Source organism: Pseudomonas graminis (assembly GCF_001705435.1).
In the GTDB taxonomy this organism is placed as follows: domain Bacteria; phylum Pseudomonadota; class Gammaproteobacteria; order Pseudomonadales; family Pseudomonadaceae; genus Aquipseudomonas; species Aquipseudomonas graminis_B.
On record NZ_MDEN01000069.1, the window covers coordinates 1 to 17,602 of the forward strand.

Annotated in this window: 18 protein-coding genes, 1 rRNA gene and 1 pseudogene; 7 read left to right on the top strand and 13 right to left on the bottom strand. The window is 60.8% G+C overall.

All coding sequences use genetic code 11. The features are described from left to right. A 5S ribosomal RNA gene (gene rrf / locus BBI10_RS22075) occupies positions 1-105 on the top strand; the annotation flags it as partial. A gap of 167 nt (positions 106-272) precedes the next feature. Here rrf and mksF read toward each other — a convergent pair. The 3 genes from mksF to mksB are packed head-to-tail and all read right to left on the bottom strand — an operon-like array spanning position 273 to position 5,078. After that, positions 273-3,107 (bottom strand): Mks condensin complex protein MksF, encoded by a 2,835-nt coding sequence (mksF, locus tag BBI10_RS22080; protein ID WP_065991759.1) that lies wholly within the window; start codon positions 3,105-3,107, stop codon positions 273-275. Then, the gene (gene mksE, locus BBI10_RS22085; RefSeq protein ID WP_065991760.1) at positions 3,104-3,811 is read right to left on the bottom strand and encodes an Mks condensin complex protein MksE; all 708 of its coding nucleotides are present in this window, start codon (positions 3,809-3,811) and stop codon (positions 3,104-3,106) included. The genes mksF and mksE overlap by 4 nt, the downstream gene beginning before the upstream one ends. Beyond that, positions 3,801-5,078 (bottom strand): Mks condensin complex protein MksB, encoded by a 1,278-nt coding sequence (gene mksB / locus BBI10_RS22090; RefSeq protein ID WP_065993138.1) that lies wholly within the window; start codon positions 5,076-5,078, stop codon positions 3,801-3,803. Before mksB ends, mksE begins: the two co-directional genes overlap by 11 nt. Positions 5,079-5,222: 144 nt before the next feature. On the opposite strand from mksB, the gene BBI10_RS22095 reads away from it, so the two are divergent. Then, positions 5,223-6,029 (top strand): energy transducer TonB, encoded by an 807-nt coding sequence (locus BBI10_RS22095; protein ID WP_065991761.1) that lies wholly within the window; start codon positions 5,223-5,225, stop codon positions 6,027-6,029. Beyond that, a complete protein-coding gene (gene rimI, locus BBI10_RS22100; RefSeq protein ID WP_065991762.1) occupies positions 6,022-6,477 on the top strand; it encodes a ribosomal protein S18-alanine N-acetyltransferase in 456 nt (151 codons plus the stop codon). The genes BBI10_RS22095 and rimI overlap by 8 nt, the downstream gene beginning before the upstream one ends. Before the next feature lie 52 nt (positions 6,478-6,529). Here rimI and BBI10_RS22105 read toward each other — a convergent pair whose 3' ends face one another. After that, positions 6,530-6,943, bottom strand: a complete 414-nt coding sequence (locus BBI10_RS22105; RefSeq protein WP_065991763.1) for a serine kinase/phosphatase — start codon at positions 6,941-6,943, stop codon at positions 6,530-6,532. Between the two features lie 160 nt (positions 6,944-7,103). On the opposite strand from BBI10_RS22105, the gene can reads away from it, so the two are divergent. Continuing rightward, positions 7,104-7,745, top strand: coding sequence for a carbonate dehydratase (gene can, locus BBI10_RS22110; protein WP_065991764.1), 642 nt, complete (start codon positions 7,104-7,106; stop codon positions 7,743-7,745). Positions 7,746-7,863: 118 nt separating this feature from the next. On the opposite strand, the gene BBI10_RS22115 is transcribed toward can, so the two are convergent. The 3 genes and pseudogenes from BBI10_RS22115 to BBI10_RS28765 all read right to left on the bottom strand — a co-directional run. Beyond that, positions 7,864-9,030, bottom strand: coding sequence for a hypothetical protein (locus BBI10_RS22115; protein ID WP_065991765.1), 1,167 nt, complete (start codon positions 9,028-9,030; stop codon positions 7,864-7,866). Between the two features lie 194 nt (positions 9,031-9,224). Continuing rightward, complete coding sequence (locus tag BBI10_RS28760; protein WP_432213771.1) at positions 9,225-10,088, bottom strand: methyl-accepting chemotaxis protein; 864 nt, start codon at positions 10,086-10,088, stop codon at positions 9,225-9,227. Then, a pseudogene (locus BBI10_RS28765) lies at positions 10,083-10,913 on the bottom strand (MCP four helix bundle domain-containing protein); the annotation flags it as partial. The pseudogene BBI10_RS28765 and the gene BBI10_RS28760, both read right to left, overlap by 6 nt. A 216-nt stretch (positions 10,914-11,129) precedes the next feature. On the opposite strand from BBI10_RS28765, the gene BBI10_RS26860 reads away from it, so the two are divergent. Together BBI10_RS26860 and BBI10_RS22125 are read left to right on the top strand one after the other, a co-directional pair. Beyond that, positions 11,130-11,402 (top strand): BrnT family toxin, encoded by a 273-nt coding sequence (locus BBI10_RS26860; RefSeq protein ID WP_083233231.1) that lies wholly within the window; start codon positions 11,130-11,132, stop codon positions 11,400-11,402. Then, a complete protein-coding gene (locus BBI10_RS22125) occupies positions 11,362-11,643 on the top strand; it encodes a BrnA antitoxin family protein (protein ID WP_065991766.1) in 282 nt (93 codons plus the stop codon). Before BBI10_RS26860 ends, BBI10_RS22125 begins: the two co-directional genes overlap by 41 nt. 13 nt (positions 11,644-11,656) lie before the next feature. On the opposite strand, the gene BBI10_RS22130 is transcribed toward BBI10_RS22125, so the two are convergent. The 5 genes from BBI10_RS22130 to BBI10_RS27640 form a co-directional block, all read right to left on the bottom strand. Further along, complete coding sequence (locus BBI10_RS22130; RefSeq protein ID WP_065991767.1) at positions 11,657-12,307, bottom strand: HD domain-containing protein; 651 nt, start codon at positions 12,305-12,307, stop codon at positions 11,657-11,659. A gap of 141 nt (positions 12,308-12,448) precedes the next feature. Continuing rightward, positions 12,449-13,336 carry a metal ABC transporter substrate-binding protein gene (locus tag BBI10_RS22135; RefSeq protein ID WP_065991768.1) on the bottom strand — a complete coding sequence of 296 codons (888 nt, stop codon included), beginning with the start codon at positions 13,334-13,336 and terminating at the stop codon, positions 12,449-12,451. Between the two features lie 27 nt (positions 13,337-13,363). Continuing rightward, positions 13,364-14,233 carry a metal ABC transporter permease gene (locus BBI10_RS22140; protein WP_065991769.1) on the bottom strand — a complete coding sequence of 290 codons (870 nt, stop codon included), beginning with the start codon at positions 14,231-14,233 and terminating at the stop codon, positions 13,364-13,366. Further along, positions 14,230-14,982: a zinc ABC transporter ATP-binding protein AztA gene (gene aztA / locus BBI10_RS22145; protein ID WP_065991770.1), complete on the bottom strand. Its 753-nt coding sequence runs from the start codon at positions 14,980-14,982 to the stop codon at positions 14,230-14,232. The genes BBI10_RS22140 and aztA overlap by 4 nt, the downstream gene beginning before the upstream one ends. Beyond that, positions 14,979-15,116 carry a hypothetical protein gene (locus tag BBI10_RS27640; protein ID WP_167355827.1) on the bottom strand — a complete coding sequence of 46 codons (138 nt, stop codon included), beginning with the start codon at positions 15,114-15,116 and terminating at the stop codon, positions 14,979-14,981. Before BBI10_RS27640 ends, aztA begins: the two co-directional genes overlap by 4 nt. Before the next feature lie 182 nt (positions 15,117-15,298). On the opposite strand from BBI10_RS27640, the gene BBI10_RS22150 reads away from it, so the two are divergent. Next, positions 15,299-15,907 (top strand): flavin reductase family protein, encoded by a 609-nt coding sequence (locus tag BBI10_RS22150; protein ID WP_065991771.1) that lies wholly within the window; start codon positions 15,299-15,301, stop codon positions 15,905-15,907. A gap of 80 nt (positions 15,908-15,987) precedes the next feature. On the opposite strand, the gene BBI10_RS22155 is transcribed toward BBI10_RS22150, so the two are convergent. Beyond that, on the bottom strand, positions 15,988-17,568 hold the full coding sequence (locus tag BBI10_RS22155) for an aldehyde dehydrogenase (NADP(+)) (RefSeq protein ID WP_065991772.1): 1,581 nt from the start codon (positions 17,566-17,568) through the stop codon (positions 15,988-15,990). Positions 17,569-17,602 lie beyond the last annotated feature (34 nt).

The window sequence follows — 17,602 nt, forward strand, 5'->3', positions numbered from 1 at the left end:
TAGAGCGTTGGAACCACCTGATCCCATCCCGAACTCAGCAGTGAAACGATGCATCGCCGATGGTAGTGTGGGGTTTCTCCATGTGAGAGTAGGTCATCGTCAAGATTAAATTCCAAAACCCCATTTGCGAAAGCAGATGGGGTTTTGTTTTTGCGTGCGAAAAAGTTTCAGGCTGTACCAACAGCCAACAGCCAACAGCCAACAGTCGGCCAACTCACGCCCATAAAAAAGCCCCGCATCACTGCAGGGCTTTCTACTACCTGGCGACTTAGTTACTCGCTGAGCGTTTCAGTGGCTGGGGTTACTTTCACCGGAGCAACCTCGTCACGACGCTGAATGTATTTCCAGTCCGCCTCGTCGATGTAGATCCCGGCAGGCCCACTGCCGCCTTCAAGGTCAATCGCCACATGGGCCGAGACTTGGGGCTTAACGCTCGCCAGAATGGGGACAAAGCCCAGCTGCAAGCTTGTTTCCAGCAGTGCTGCCTGGTTTCTTTCATCGATGTCAGCGGCTTCGTCGAGGTAGTAGGGCAGACGAATTCGCCCGGCCTGCTCGCGATCCATGAGGTGCAGCAAGAGGTACATGTTGGTCAGTGCCTTGATGGTCATGGTCGTGCCGTTGGACGCGGCGCCATCAATGTCGGTGTGGATAACCGGCTGGCTGTTGACCTTGGTGATCTCGAATGCAAGTTCAAACAAGTCTTTCAGACCGAGCTGGTTGTGGTTAGCCGCAACCAGGCGTGCCAGATACTCCTTGGCCTCCTCGTTCTTGTTGTCCTGCTCGGCGCTCTGGCTCAGATCGAACACCGACAGTGTTTCGCCCTCTTCGTACTGACCGGCGCTGTGAATGATCTGGTCGATGTGCTTGAGTGCTTCCTTGTTCGGCGCGAGAACAATGCGGAAGCTCTCCAGGTTGGAAACCTGCCGGCGATTGATCTCTCGATTGAATAACGCCAATTGGTGCTCGAGGCTGTCGTAGTCGCTGCGGATGTTGCGTAGCGTCCGCGCGATGTCGGTCACAGCAGCACGCCGCGCCTTCCCCAAGGTAAGGGCCTCATCAGTGCGGTGAGCATAAGCGTTGATCAGCAATTGCAGACGTCGCTCCATGTCGTCTTCGCTGTCGAACTTCGCAACGCCTTTCAAACGAACCTGCGCGTACAGTGCTTCGATCTGACCATCGCAGCGCAAGAGGCCCTGCCAGCTGTCTTGGTAGTCATTGAGCAGCGGCAGCAAGTTCTCCAGCGAGTCATCCACCGGCTCCATGAACGGCGTACCGAAGGGCAGATCGGCGGGGAGCAGCTGTCGACGACGCAGCGCGTCATCCAGCGTGCGTTGCTTGGATTCGAGATCGCCGATCTGACGACCGATCAGCTGCAGCTTGGCTGACAGCTGTTGAACACGCTCGGTGAAAGCATCACTGGCGCGTTTGAGTTCGTCTTGCGCCGCTTCCATCTGAGCCAACTGCTCAAGCTTCTCGCCCTCTTCTGCGCTCAAGGTCTGAGCGCGGCGGAAGTCTTCGAGCGCTTTCTGCGCATCCAGCACTTGCTGGTACAACGCCTCGGTCTGGGTTTTGCTGGCCGCGCGGTCGGCCGCGACGGCTTGTTGAGTCTTGAGTTGCTTGAGCTCCTTCTCCAGGCGCTCCTTCTGATCGCGCAGCGCGGCGCGATCGGCCAGCGCCTGGAGGGCAGGGGGCTCGATGTTCGACAGATTGACCGTCAGGCCGGGTACTTCGAAGCGCTCGCCCTTGAAACCATCGAGAATCGCTTCGAGGGATTTGACCCACGCGTCGCCATCATCCAGCGCGATGCCTTGCTCGCCCAGTGGCAAGCTGAACAGCGCGCTGTTGAACAGGCGCATGAGGCGCTCGACATCAGGTTGCGAGAACTCTTCGCGCAGGCGGGCATAGCTGTTGTTGTCCGCATGATCGAGCTGTTGCTTCACTGACTTCAGACGTTTTTCCAGATCACGAAGACGCTCATCCAGATCCTCGGCGCTGAATTGGCGCGACTGCGCAAGGGCACCGGCCAGTTCATCATGAGCATCTTTTGCAGCCAGTAGCTGCTGTTCCAGACTCCTGACGTCGTCGACCAGCGCGAAGCGGTTCTTCAGGACCGCCAGTTCGCCGATCCAGCGCTGGATGTTGCTGATTTCGCGCTCCAGCCGCATCAGCTCTTGCGTGCCGCCGCGCTGATCGTTCTGCAGCGAATCCTGTTCGTTACGGTAGTGCTCGCTCTGGATGACCAGCTCTTCTTTGCGCGCATTGGAGTAGTCCTGCCATGTGCCCAGCAACGAGTCGAGCAATGGCGACAGGCGATGCAGCTTGCCCCGCAGGATGTCGCGCTGTCTGACGCCATTGGCCAACGCTTCGACCAGCGGCCCGGCGAGCACCAGGGCGTTGTAGTCTTGCTCCATGCGTCGTACGTCACGGAACGCTTCTTCGCACGCTGCTATGTAATCGACGCTGCCGGAACGCAGGCTGTGCTCGAAGGCGTCGAGGAACAGCTGCTTGAGTTTGGCAGCAGTGATCTCGCGCATGTGCAGCAAGTTGATGAACAGTGCGCGGAAGGTCTTCAGGCTCTGTTCACTGGTCGAGCGCAGGGGAATCAGCGTCAGGTCCAGCGGAATCGACGTGTGGCCACCGACCAGCAAACGGCGCAGTTCATCGGGCTTCAGCTCATAGGCTTTCAGGCCCTGGCTTTCCAGATTGGCAAACAGCTCCTTCTGGCGCAGGCAGGTGTCGTTCTTCTGGTAGTGAGCCAAGTCCAGTTTGCCGGCATAGGCGAAGAACTGGTGACCGAAACCGCCGCCCGGGCCGCGACCGACCACGCCAATCACATGGGGGCCGTGGGGCAGGGAGACCTCGACGAGGATGTAGCTGGTATCAGAGGCGAAATAGAAGCGGCGCGATTGATCAAGGCTGTATTTGCCGAAGCTCATGTCCGACATGCGCGCGAGAATCGGGAACTGCAAAGCGTTGATCGACGCACTCTTGCCCAAGTTGTTCGCGCCGTAGACCGACAGCGGATGCTCCAGTGGGAACAACCCGAGGCTGTAACCGGCCGTGTTCAGCAGCGCGAAACGGCGTATGCCGTAGCGTTCCTGGCTCATGCGTCATGCTCCTGTTCTTCAGCGATCGCCCGGGCTAGCGCTTGCTCTTCGGTTTCTGCGGGTTCATCGAATTCGGTGAGGTCCAGCGGATCGTCGGTTTCCAGCAGTCGCTCATCGCTGTCATCGTCGATCAACACCGGGGCTGGCAACGGCAGTGCGCTATGCAAGCTGGCCGCCAGATCACGGTCTTGCTGTACGGACAGGCAGACGTCGAGGAAGCGATGCATGGGCGGCAGGAAGCGATAGATACCGACTTCTTCTGCGGCGAATCCCAGCTGGGTCATGCGGCGCATGATTTTTTCTTCCAGCTCTTCCTGGGTCTGTACTTCAGCTTGCAGGAACAGATCGCGGTACTTTTCCAGCAGCGAGGGCAGCTCGTCACGGCCCAGGCTGCCGCCATCGAGCACAGCGACCGGGTCGCGGCCCTGATCGGCCAGGTGCTCGACGAGGATGAACGTGAACAGCGCCAGACGTTGGGCCGTTTTGTTGACCTGGGCGGCCGCCAGATCAGGCACGAAGTAGTAGAAACCACGGGTGTCGCAGACCAGTTCGAAGCCCAAGGCCTTGAACAGGCCACGGTACTGGTCCTGCAGATTGGACAGCTGCGCGTACAGTTCGGGGTCGCGGCGGCTGACGTGGTAGCCCTTGAACAGCTCGCGGAAGATCGGCGCCAGCTGGGTCATTTCGGATAGATCAAGATGCATGGGCGGTGCCCTCGGAATTCTCTGGGGTGGCGTCTTTGCTCGAGAGCAGGGCGAAGGAGCGCAGGCTGACGCGGTGCTCCCGGGTCAGGTATTCGCGGCGCTCCAGGCGCTCGCGCTTGAAGCGTTTGTCCCGCGACAGGCGCGAAAACCAGTACAGCAATTCGTCAGTTGCACCGGTGGGCTCCTGTTCCAAAAGCCAGACCATCAGATCCGGCATTGGCAGGGCGTCTTCGCAGCGCTCCACCATCTCTTTGACCGTACGCGGCGCGCGCGGCGACTCGCCGTTTCGGGTGATGTTGGCCTTGGGGAACCGCGCGGGCTTGGGCTCGAAGCGCGCCAGCGCATACACGTACGCTTCAACCTGATTGGCACTGCCGAGGAAGGTGCTTTGCGGGCGGGTGAACATTGGCATCGCTGCTTGCGGCACAGCGTCCAGGCCTCGTCGACGAATCGCCGACAGCGCGAGTGCCGCGCCGCGGGTCACGGCATTGTGGCGACGGGCCTCCTCACGCAGCGGCAACAGAAGCTCACGTGCATGGCGCAAAGTCAGTTGCGCGCTGGTCTGCATTTCGAGAATGCGCGCGTGGGTGCGCAGCAGCATGTCGTCGTCCACCAGATGACCGAGCCGCTGCTGGTCGGTGAGCATGCGCAGCAGCACGTTCTCGACCTTGCGCACGCCCTGTTCGAAGGCGCCATCGGCGTTCACCAACTGGATCATCGGCTCGACGTATTCATCCCAGGTCGCCAGCACTTCCGCGTAACGCTGACGCAGTGGGATCTGCCGGTCGCTGGTCTTGGCACGTTCGGCCACGGCCACCAGCGCCTGCTCATCGTTGGCGAGCTTCTTCAGTACATCGCGCACGCGCATGTCGAGCAGGCGCAGTTGCCGGGCCAGGTCACTGGCGTCGCGGGCGTCGAAGGCTTCCTGTATGTAGCCGGCCAGCCGTTCGAGGTGGCGCAGGTACGCTTCGATTTCCAGGCACAAGCCCAGCCGATGCTCGCGACGCAGGTACGACAGGAAGTCGTGGATCTGCGCGTTCAGCTCAAAACGGTTCGGGCTTTTCGCCACCGGGACCAGAATGTCGAGCCGAATCCAGACGTCCAGCAGAGTGGTGATGTCCTGGGGCGTGCTCTCCAGTTGCTGGGCCGCCAGCTGCAAGCGCAGTTCGCTCAGGCTCAGAGTGCCTTGGTCGAAATGCTCGCAGAGTGGCTCGAGAAGCGCCCAGTGCTCGGCAAGGGCGCGCAGGACGCGCTTAGGTTCGATCATCGGATGGTCGCTGACTGGCAAATAAAAGCGGCGATTGTACTGCATCGCCGGGATCGTTTTTCACCCTCAGTCGATCAACAGCGGCGGGAAGCGATGAAGGCCTGTAGAATCTCCCGCCTGACTTTATCCACAGGTAGCTGACCTTTGCTCAACGAGCCTCGCCGTCGCGCTTATCTGACCGCCATGCAGGTGGTCAGCTGGCTGCCGCGCACTGAATTGCCTTTCGCCGCGCCGTCGCGTCCCGAGCTGCTTGCGCCCGTACCGCAGATTGAGGAGGCGCCTGCGCCGGTGGTTCAGGCGGATGCGCCTCGCGCGCCGGATCGCGATTCGCCCTCCGTCGCGCCGACACCCGTTGTGCGTACCGTCGAGCGGCCGAAGATCGATATACCCCGCCCATCCAGTGCGCCCAAGCCAAAGCCTGTGCACGAAGAAGAGGCCGCACCGGTCGTGGTCAAAGCGCCTGTAGCGCCGCCGCCACGGTTTGCCCTGCAACTGCTGCGCGCCGGGAGTTGCCTGTTGCTGGTGGAGTTGGTGACCGGCGAGCCGTTTCAGAGCCGCGACCCTTCCTATCTGTTGCTCAAAGACATGCTGCGCGCCGCCGGTTTGCCGGACAGCCCGCAGATCATCGGCGAGCCTGTGCGCTGGCCGCTGTTGGTGCGCGGGCAAATGGATCAAGGTCCGGAAGCGGCGCGCGATTTCGTCCAGGGTTTTCTGTACGCCCGGGTCGAAGAACAACCCTGCACCTGCCTGTGGCTGATCGGACTTCCGGCGCTGCGCTTTGCGGCTGAAACGGATGCGGAATCCTTCAATCTCGAACTCCAGGTTGACGGCCTGGGCTTGGCCTGGGCGCTGCCAGGTCTGGAACTATTGATGGACGAGCCGCAGCGCAAGGCCGAAGTGTGGCGCTCCATGCGTCAGTTGATGGGCCGTTGGAAGACCGTAGATGAATGATGCAGTAACGTTTCGCCGAATGACCGAAGCTGACCTCGATGCCGTCCTGAAGATCGAATACGCCGCATTCAGCCATCCCTGGACGCGGGGCATTTACCTTGATGCGCTGAAGTCATACGAAGTCTGGCTGATGTTCGAAGGCAGTCAACAAGTGGGGCACGGGGTGATCAACGTGATCATCGATGAAGCGCACTTGCTCAATATCACCGTCAAGCCGGAGAGTCAGGGGCGCGGCCTGGGGCTGGTGCTGCTTGAGCAACTGATGAAGCGCGCCTATGAGATGAATGGTCGGGAATGCTTTCTTGAGCTGCGTGACAGTAACCGATCGGCCTACCGTCTATACGAACGTTATGGGTTCAACGAAATAGGCCGACGTCGGGACTATTACCCTGCAGTGGGCGGACGTGAAGACGCAATCGTCATGGCCTGCACGCTGTTCGAAGAGTAGGTGGCCTTCATGGGGCGAACCGGGTTCGCTCCCACGAGACTGAAGACGCTGATCAGACGCCAGGCTTGCCGTCCAGCGGATCAAGAATGGCCATTTCTTCCTCGTCCAGGCCATCGCCACCGCCAATGTCATCTTCATCGACGATGCTCAGGTCCAGATCAGCCGGGCCACCTTCGCCAGCTTCACGAGACGATCGTGCGCCGTCCTCCCGGATCAGTGTTTCCGGGCTCATGTCGTCGTCGGTCGGGTTGTGATCATCGGTGGAGGCACCGGTCAGCCCGGCTTCACGTACGCGTTCATCAGGGATCAAGGTCTCAAGCTCATCTTCAGGAATAACGTCGCCAATGCGCCCGCTCGGCTCATTGTTGTCGTTGAAGTTGAGCTCCTCCATCGATCCCATGCGGTCTTCGTTGTCATCGATGGGCTCAGGTTGAGTGGCATCGAATGGACGGCGTGAATCGTTCATGGCAAATCCTCAATAATGTCGGGCCTAATGGGTGGACCGGACGACATGGCGAAGATTCCATTCAGTTCCTGATCGGTGCCGCACATCGGTCGATCACTGCGCGTGACTCGAAGCGCCGAGCCCCAGTCATAGCTGAGCATCATTTCCGAGGCATCAACGCATGAACGAACTACAAGACTTGATCGACAACAACGAACGTTGGGCTGCCGCCATCAAGGAAGAAGACCCCGAGTTCTTTGCCAAGCTGGCACGCCAGCAGACGCCAGAATTCCTATGGATCGGTTGTTCGGACGCCCGTGTACCCGCCAATGAAATCGTCGGCATGTTGCCGGGCGATCTGTTCGTGCACCGCAACGTGGCCAACGTCGTGCTGCACACCGACCTCAATTGCCTGTCCGTGATTCAGTACGCCGTCGATGTGCTCAAGGTCAAACACATCCTCGTCACCGGTCACTACGGTTGCGGCGGCGTGCGCGCCTCGATGCAGGATCGCCAGTTCGGCCTGATCGATGGCTGGCTGCGCACCATTCGCGATCTGTACTACGAAAACCGTGAGCTGCTGGCAAAACTGCCGACGGAAGAAGAACAAGTCGACCGGCTGTGCGAGCTGAACGTGATTCAGCAGGTCGCCAACGTCGGCCACACCAGCATTGTGCAAAACGCCTGGCATCGCGGGCAGAAGTTGTCGGTCCACGGCTGCATCTACGGCATCAAGGATGGGCGCTGGAAGAGTCTGAACGCGACCATCAGCGGCCCGGAGCAATTGCCGCCGCAGTATCGTCTGCGTCCGCAGGGAGAGTGATCGGGTAGGGCAAGCGTCCATCCAATGGTAGGAGTGAGCTTGCTCGCGATAGCGTTAGTCAGGCTCATCTATGTGAGTTGAAGACAACGCGAGCAAGCTCACTCCTAGGATCGATGCGTTAAAGCTGAGCGCTCTTCATCTGGGGCAGCGGCTTCTGCAGCTGCTTGATCTGCCGCGACACCTCGCCTGTCCGGCACTTCGCTGCCGCCTGATCCGGCGTCAACTTGCGGACCGTGGTGAAGAACAACTTGCAGGTTTCAACCTTGTTGGTCACCTGCCAGTGGGTCGTGCACTGGTTCAACAGCGCCGCCGGGTCGGTCGTTGGTTTTTGGCCCATGCCCGCTTGCCAGCACGCCGCGCTCAGGTCTTGGCCCATGACCTTCAAACCGGCTTCATCCGCCTTGGCTTCGTCCCCGCCGTAATTGCTTTTGTCCGCTGCATTCCAGATATAGCTCGGGTGATTCGAACCCAGCACCGCGACGCTTTGCCCGCCAGCCGGGCTGATGCTCGCCAGACCTAACACCGGAACCGTCACGTTGTACTGCTGCTTGAGCCAGGCGCGTACCGGCGCACCGAACGCGACCATTGGCAGCGATGAGCCCGCCGCGCTTTGCGTCAGCTGCTTGACCATGTTCGTCTGGTAATCGGTAAAGTAGCTGTAAACGTTTTCGAGGTCCTTACCGGCGTTGGAGGGCGCAGCAATGGGCGCGATGTCGATGATGGTCTGATAGGCCGGCGTCTGCTCTTTGGGAATCCCGTTATCCGTCAGCAGCTCGGACCAGCGGTCGGTCGTGGCCGAGAACAGATAGTCCTGGGCCTGAGTCAGCGAGTAGTCCGGAGGGAAATGCAGCAGCTCGACGCTCTTGCGATTTTCCAGCGCCATGCCCAGCGGCAGAAACAGATACCAGTTGTAGGCAAATTTGTTATCGGCGTTGAGTTTGCTTGCGCCGGCGTAGGCCAGGTCGCCGGCGTCGAGCAGCGCTGAAAGTGGTTTGTCGTAGCCTTCCGGCACCCCGCTGATGTCGGCGTAGATCACGTCGTTGTCGTTGTGTACCGCAACCTTGGCCGCGCCGTACCCGTCACGCTGCACACTTTGTGTGAGGTAGTGCTCGACGGTCTGTTCGAGCGTCCAGTTTCGGAAGCAGATGACATTGCAGTTATTCGGGTAGGCAAACAGGTGTGTGACGCGTTCCTTGCTCCCCAGTTTTACGCTGACTTCAGCCTGGGCGGTGATGCTCAGCGTCAATGCGGTCAGGGCGATGCTCAATACGGCTGTTTTTTTCATGCTCATGTCCTTGTTGGCGTAGACACCCCTCTGCGTGGGTGGTGTTTCGATCATGAAACACTTGGACAGGGCTGGGAATGGGCAGCGGCGGTTGCGGCGGATTTATATTCGAAGGCACGCCTGTAACGCGGCGTGCCAGAACTGGCCCACTGTTCTGCCAGCCGTCCAGGGCCCGCATTACTCTGGCGAGTGGCTCACAACACAAACCGCTGAACCATCGTGTTCAGGTCGGTTGCCAGCATCGACAGCGCATTGCTCGCCACCGTGGTTTGCTGAGCGCCCGACGCCGATTGCGTCGACAGGTCACGAATGCTGCTCAGGTTGCGATCAACTTCGTTAGCCACTTGCGCCTGTTGTTCGGCGGCGCTGGCGATCAGCATGTTCCGGTCGCTGATGGTCGAGGTTGCGCTGATGATGACGGTCAGTGCGTGACCAGTGGCAGCGGCTTGCTCCAGGGTTAGATTGGCCTGGGCCGCGGTGACGCGTAACGTTTGCGCGGTTTCCTGAGTGCTTTTCTGCACATCGTTGATCAGGGTCTCGATCTCGGTGGTCGACGCGCTGGTGCGTTGGGCGAGTGAGCGGACTTCATCAGCCACCACCGCGAACCCGCGGCCCGCTTCACCCGCCCGTGCGGCTTCGATGGCGGCATTCAGTGCAAGCAGGTTGGTCTGGTTGGCGATCGCCCGGATGACCTCGAGAATCTTGCTGATGCTCAGCGTGCGCTCGGCGAGACCGTCGGCCTGGTGAGAGGAATCAAGAACGTTGTCGGTCAGCTCCTTGATCGAATCGATGGTGCCGGTCAGGCGCATACGCCCTTCGGCGGCCGCTTCGTTGGACGCCTTCGATTCGCTCGACGTGCTGCTGGCATTGTCGGCGACTTCCCCGGCAGCCTGACTCATCTGGTTCACGGCAACTGCCGCCTGCTCGATCTCATCGCTCTGCAGTTGCAGGTTTTTGGCACTGGCATCGGCAATCGCCCCCATCTCTTGGACGGACTGGCTTAGCTGGCGAGCTGCGGCATAAATCTGATCGATCGTGCCGTGCAGATTGGCGCGCATCAGGCCCAGGGTTTTCAGCAATTGAGCCGTTTCATCCTTGCCTTCCGGAATCGGCTGCGGGCTCAGATCGCCTTGGGCAATGGTGCTGGCAATGTGCAGCGACTGACGCAGGGGGCGGATGATGCTCAGGCTGAGCCGCCATGCGAGTAACAAGGTGAGCACCAGCGCCACCACGATGGCGCTGACGGCGATGATTCGGGTCTGCTGGAACCGCGCGCCGGCCGCTTCGACGGTGCCCGCCGCACTTTGCTTGTTCAGCTCGCGCAGCAATTGCACCTGCATGTCCATCAGGTCGCCCTGCAGGCTCAGCGTGGTGTTGAGCAGCATGCGCGCGTCGTCGAGTTTGCGTTGCTCGATCAAAGCGATTTCGTCGTGCAGCCCCGGCATGAAAGCGCCATAGGCGTCTTGAAGGGCCTTGATGGAGTCTCGCTCGGTGCTGTCGGTGGCGTGGGCAAGATAATCGGCGAAGCCTTTTTCGACTTCGTTCTTCAGCTGCTCGACGTTGATTTTGCTGGTCACTACCGCGCCGGGGTCGTCGGCATTGGCGATCAGCCTGGCGCTCTCGCCACGCAGCTTGATCAGGTCGATGGCGATCGCGTCGGCCATGGCAATACTGGGCAGCGATCCACTCTCAACCGTTTCACCCTGATCGCGGATGCTCTGCATCTGCAAAAGGCAGAACACACCAAGCGCCACCAGCAACAGCGCGGTCACCCCGAAGCACAGCACCAACCGCTGGGTAATCCTGAAACGACGCAGGAAAGCAGGCCTGGAAGAAGGACGGACCACACGACGCAATAACCTTTTCACTGCCACCCATCCCATCGACGAAAACACCGGAGAGATGGTTATAGAGGTGTTCCGTGATGTCTTTGTGACATTGTTGGAGATGTTTCTGAATTGTTGCGGTACGGTCAGATGCTGGAGGCCAGCGTGACGTCAGCAGGGATACGAGTGGGCATTGTCAGCGCTGATTGTGGGATACGTCTTTGCAAGCCTCGGCGGCCTTGCTCCGTTATTTGCTGTACATACAATAATTCAATGCAGATAATCTTCGACATTGCAAAACGCGACATCACCTTTCTGAAGCGTGGCCTCGACTTTGGGGATGCCGGCTTGGTATTCGCCGGCAGGCATTTGACCCTCGAAGATTGCCGGCAGGACTACGGGGAAACCCGATATATCACGGTTGGAGTGTTGTCAGAACGTATGGTTGTCCTGGTCTGGACACCGCGCGGCGCGGCTCGCCGTATCATTTCCATGAGAAAGGCCAATGAGCGTGAACAAACCCTCTACCGGCACCGACTGGGTTGATCCCGGCGATGCACCCGAATTGTCAGATGCATACTTCGATCATGCTGATGAATATGTGGGTGACCAATTGGTCAAGCGTGGCCGACCACGTTCTGTGATTGTGCGGGAGCGAATTACCATTCGCCTGGAGCACGACGTGGTGGAGCAGTTCCGGGCATCAGGACCCGGCTGGCAAACGCGTATGAATGCTGCACTGGTCGACTGGCTAAAAACCCATGAGCCGTCCGAAATATCGCTATGACCTTCCACGCACCCTACGCACCAATCTCTTCCATAAACTCCCGCAAGAACCGCTCGGCCCGTGCATGCCTGACCTGCGCCATGTTGCGCCCCGCGGCCGTTTGAAAGCCCTGCGCCAAGGTGAAGATCTTGGTTGTGAAGTGATCGACGGCGAAGCGTTTGTCGTCCAGATCGCGCTGTTGCGCCTGCGGATCGACCGGGTCGTAGAGGTGGCTGCCCATGCGCCCGGACACGTAGAACAGCCGCGCCACACCGACCATGCCAAGGGCGTCGAGACGGTCGGCGTCTTGCAGGATCTTCGCTTCCAGCGAGGTGGGCGTGATGTTGGCCGAATAGCTGTGGCACTCGATGGCGTGGGCGACGGCCTGGGTCCGCTCTTCGTCCCAGCCCATTTCTGCGAGCAGTTCGGTCGCCTTCGCCGCGGCCAGGCGTGAGGCGCTTGAGCGAAAGGGCGAGTTCTTTTCCACGGAGACGCAGTCGTGGAGCAGGGTGGCGGCGAGCAGGATCTGGTGATCGCCTCCCTCCGTGTCACGAATGGCGCAGACGTTGCTCCAGACCCGGTGCAGATGGGATACGTCGTGGGAGCCGTCGAGCCTCTCTGCCACGGTGTGGGGAATCAGGAGGTCGGCGAGGGGCTGAAAAGGCGCGAAGGAGAGGGCGGTCATGGATCATCCTGTCGATGTCGGCGAACGGGGCGCCAGCATACAGATTGACCCGCATCAGCGCTGCCGGTTCGCTGAGCCGGGTTGCTGATCCCTGCCACGCACGTCGCGCAGCAGAGATCAGTCAGCCGTTGCGACGTTGCATCACTGACCTTTCATGGCCGCCGCCAGCTTGTCCACGTTGTAGCGAAACATCGTCACATAGGTGGCCGCCGGGCCGTCGGCCGGTGACAGCGATTCCACATACAGCTCGCCGCCCGGGTGTGCGCCGCTGGCTTTGGCGATCTGTTGCACCAGGCGCGGGTCGCCAGAGTTCTCGAAGAAGTAGGCGCTGACGTGCTCCTGCTTGATCTGATTAATCAGCTTGCCGACGTCAGCCGCCGAGGCCTCGGTTTCAGTGGAAAAGCCCAGCGGTGAGAGGAAGGTCACGCCGTAGGCATCGCCGAAATAGCCGAAGGCGTCGTGGGACGTGAGCACCTTGCGCTGTGCGACCGGGATAGTGCTGATCTGCGCGCGGGCGTAGGCGTCCATGTCCTGGAGTTGGGCGATGTATTTCTCACCGTTGGCTTGGTAATCGGCGGCATTTTCAGGATCGGCTTTCTGCAGGGCCTTGATGATGTTTCTCACGTAAACGACGCCGTTTACCGCGCTGTTCCAGGCATGGGGGTCGGTGATCTTCTTGCCGTCTTCTTCCATGCTGCGGGTCATGATCCCGTCAGACAGCACGACGGGTTGGCCTTTGTAGCCGGAGGCGGTGATCAGCCGATCCAGCCAACCCTCCAGATGCAACCCGCTGACGAACACGACGTCGGCTTTTTTCAGTGCCTGGGCGTCATTGGGCGTGGGCTCGTAGACATGAGGGTCGCCATTGGGCCCGATGAGCGAGGTCACGTGCACGTGATCGCCACCGACGTTGTGCACCATATCGGCGATAACGGTGAACGAAGCGACAGTCTCCAGGGTTTTTGCCTGGGCGAAGTTGGCCAGGCCCGACAACGCCAGCGCGGCGGTCAGAAGCGTAAAACGTTTCATGGTGGTTTCCTTGCGGTAAGAGGACGATCAGCCGGACAGATGAACCCTCGGGAACAGTCGGCGTACAAAACCGCTGCGTCCAAAGAACAGTGAGAACCCGTAAAAGGCGCTGGCGGTGAGCACGATGGCCGGGCCCGACGCAACGCTGGCGTGGTAGGAAACGATCAGCCCGATGAAGCCCGAAAGCGTCGCCACTGCGGTCGAAACCACGATCATGCCGGTGAGCGAGCGAGCCCAGAATCGTGCGACCGTGGCGGGCAGCATCATCATGCCGACGGCCATCAGCGTGCCCAACGCCTGAAACCCCGCCACCAGATTGAGCACCACCAGCAGCAGAAACAGCACGTGATACAGCGAACCTCGACCGCCCACTGCGCGCAGGAAACCCGGGTCGAAGCATTCGAGGATCAACGGGCGATAGATCAGCGCCAGCAGAATCAAGGTGAACGAGGCGATGCCGCCGACCATGAAAATCGCCTGATCGTCGATCGCCAGGATGGTGCCGAACAGCACATGAAGCAGGTCAACGTTGGAGCCGTGCAGGGAAACGATCAGCACGCCGGCAGCCAGCGACGTCAGGTAAAAGCTGGCGAAGCTGGCGTCTTCACGCAATGTTGTGTAACGGCTCACCAACCCCGATAGCAACGCAACGGCGAGGCCTGCGATCAGGCCGCCAAAGCCCATCGCCGGGAGTGACAACCCCGCAAACAGAAAACCCACGGCGGCACCCGGCAAGACCGCGTGACTCATGGCGTCGCCCACCAGGCTCATGCGGCGAAGCATCAGCAGCACGCCGACCGGGCCGGAGCCGATGCCCAGCGCCAGGCACGCCACCAAAGCGCGGCGCATGAAACCAAAATCGACAAAGGGCTGGATCAACAGGCTATAGAGCGTCACAGGGTTTGCTCCGCATCGGCGTCGCACGGCTGCGCGTCAGGGTTCCAGTGCTCGGCCATGTTCTTGGCGCGGCGCAGGTTTTCGTCGTTGAGGATGTCGGCGGTGTCGCCCCAGGCAATGATTTCCCGGGCCAGCAGCAGCGTGCTCGGGAAGTGCTGACGCACCTGCTCGATGTCATGCAGGACGGCGATGACGGTGCGCCCTTGGCCGTGCCAAGTGCGGATCAATTCCAGCAAGTCCCGCGTGGTGCGTGCATCGATGGCGGTGAAGGGCTCGTCGAGCAGAATCACCGAAGCGTTCTGTAATAACAGCCGGGCGAACAGCACGCGCTGAAACTGCCCCGACGACAGCGAGCTGATGCTGCGTTGCTCGAATCCCGCCAAACCCACGGCACCCAGCGCCTCCTTGGCCTGTTGAGCGTGCTGGCGCGTGGCGCCGCGGAACGCGCCGATGCTGCGCCAGGCGCCCATCATCACGGTGTCGGCCACGCTGAGCGGAAAGCTGCGGTCGATCTCGGCGGCTTGGGGCAGATAACCGATGTGCCGCGTTGCCAACTGGTTGCGCTCGACGCGCCCGACCGCGGGTTTGAGCGTGCCGGCGATGGCTTTGATCAGCGTGGACTTACCGGCGCCGTTGGGGCCGACGATCGCCGTCAGGCTGCCCGCCGCGAATCGGCCGTTGGCGTGATGCACCGCTGGCCGGCGTTCGTAGGTCAGTGTCAGGTCGTGGAGGTCGATGGCAGCGCTCATGGAATCGCTACCGCCCAGGTAACGCCGATCCACAGCACGACCAGCACGGCGAGGGAAATCATCACGCGCTTGCTGGCCGATTGAGCCAGTGCGGACGTTGCAAGGGAGGGAGGAAGCCGGGGATCGCGTTTCACAACAAGGACTGCCTGAAATAATTTGTTATAGTATTACATCACCTTTAGCGTGATCTGCAAAGTGTGATTAGGGTGAAGTTCAGGGAGGCGACAGTTTCCATCGCGCTGGGGAGGGTGGCGTTTCCCCAGCACGAGAAACCCTGTAGTTTTCGATGACTTTTCTCTTTGCCAGGATGATTGCCATGACTGTTTCTCACCGGCGTCCGGTACCCCTCGCCAAATGCTACCGCTTGCTCAACCACGGTCCGACGGTCTTGATCAGCGCTGCCCACGACGGGCAACGCAACATCATGGCGGCAGCGTGGGCGATGCCGCTGGATTTCCAGCCGCCGAAAGTCACGGTTGTGCTGGATAAGTCCGTCTGGACGCGGCAGTTGCTCGAGGGCTCCGGGACGTTTGTAATCAACGTGCCGACCCTCAGCCAGATCGATATTGTTGAAACGGTTGGCTCGACCTCAGGGCTGGACATCTCCCATGAGCAAGGCCTGGATAAATTCAAAGCGTATGGACTGGAGACCTTCGCGGGCTCCCACGTTGAAGCGCCGCTGCTGGAAGGTTGCGCAGGCTGGCTGGAGTGCAGATTGATTCCCGAGCCACATAATCAGAGCGCCCACGACCTGTTCATCGGCGAAGTGGTTGCGGCGTGGGCGGATGAACGCGTGTTCTCCGAAGGGCACTGGCATTTCGAGGGGCATGACGCGCTGCGCACCCTTCACCATGTGGCGGGCGGGCATTTTCTGGTAATCGGTGATGGGGTGGACGGCAAGGTGCTGCAGCGATCCGCTGACTGACCCACGCCCGGCTTGGAAGCGCGCGCCCCGGATTGGAAGGCGCGCGGTGAAGCAGCTTCAGTGGCCGGCGTTGATGCCGCTCAGTCCTTTGACAGCTCGCCGTTGACCAGGCGCCAGGCCTTCAGCGGATTACTGGATTTCAACGCAGGTGGCAGCAGCGAGTCCGGCACGTTCTGGTAACACACGGGACGCAGGAAACGATCAATGGCCGTTGCGCCCACCGAAGTGCTGCGGCTGTCGGAGGTTGCCGGGAACGGGCCGCCATGGACCATTGAATAGCTCACTTCGACGCCGGTCGGAAAGTCATTGAACAGAATCCGTCCCGCCTTGCGTTCCAGGATCGGCAGCAGCGACTGAGCAGTCGCTTCGTCGCCGTCGTCGAACTGCAACGTCACGGTCAGTTGCCCATCGAAGCTGGCAGCCACTTTCTGCAGATCGGCGACGTCGGAGCAGACGATCAGCAGCGCGCTTGGGCCGAAGTTCTCGTCCTCCAGCGCGGGGTTGGCGAGGAACGTGGCTGAGTCGGTGCGGAACAAGGCCGGGCGGGCCTGGAATGAACCGTCGGCCTCCTGACCTTCAGCCACCAGCGTCACGCCGGATGCGCTGTGCAGGTTATTCAGGCCGTTGCAGTAAGCGCCGTGGATGTTCGGCGTCAGCATGGTGGTCGGCAGCTTGTCAGACAGCGCCTTGGCCGAGGCCGACACGAATGTTTCCAGCGCGTCGCTTTCCAGTGCCAGCAGGATGCCCGGGTTGGTACAGAACTGCCCGGCGCCCATGACCAGCGACTCGACAAACCCCTTGGCGATGGTTTCGGCGCGGGCCAGCAAGGCAGCCGGCAGCAGGAACACCGGGTTGATGCTGCTCATCTCGGCATACACCGGGATCGGCACCGGACGGGCCTGGGCGGCCGCCACTAGCGCCAAACCACCACGACGCGAGCCAGTGAAGCCCACTGCTTGAATCAAGGGATGACTGACCAGCGCCTGGCCGACAGCAATGTCCTTGTCGATCAGCAGTGAGAACACGCCTTCCGGCATGCCGGTGTCGCGCGCCGCTTTCTGGATCACGCGTCCCACCAGTTCGCTGGTGCCCAAGTGGGCCGGGTGCGCCTTGACGATGACCGGGCAACCGGCCGCCAACGCAGAAGCGGTATCGCCGCCGGCAACCGAGAAGGCAAGGGGGAAGTTGCTCGCACCGAACACCGCCACCGGACCAAGACCGATGCGCCGCAGACGCAGGTCGGCGCGCGGCAGTGGTTGGCGCTCCGGCATCGCAGTGTCGACCACGGCACCGTGCCAGCGTCCGTCACGCAGCAGACTGGCAAACAGTTTCAGCTGATTGACCGTGCGCATCCGCTCGCCTTCCAGGCGTGGCTTGGGCAGGCCGCTTTCGACATGAACGCGCTCGGTCAGCACATCGCCCAGATCCACAAGGCCTTGGGCGATGGCTTCAAGGAAGCTGGCGCGCTGGTCGTCACTCAGTTGCCGATAACGGTCGAATGACGCTTCGGCCAGTTCACACGCAGCGTTTACATCCTCCAGCGTGCTGGCACCAAACGACGGCGTCAGGGGTTCACCGGTGGCGGCGGCGAGGGCGAAAACTTCTCCGCCCTGACCTTGTACAGCGCGTTGTCCGATGATCGTTTCACCAAGAATCTGCATTGCTCAACACCTCTCGAGGGCGGCGACCGCCAGT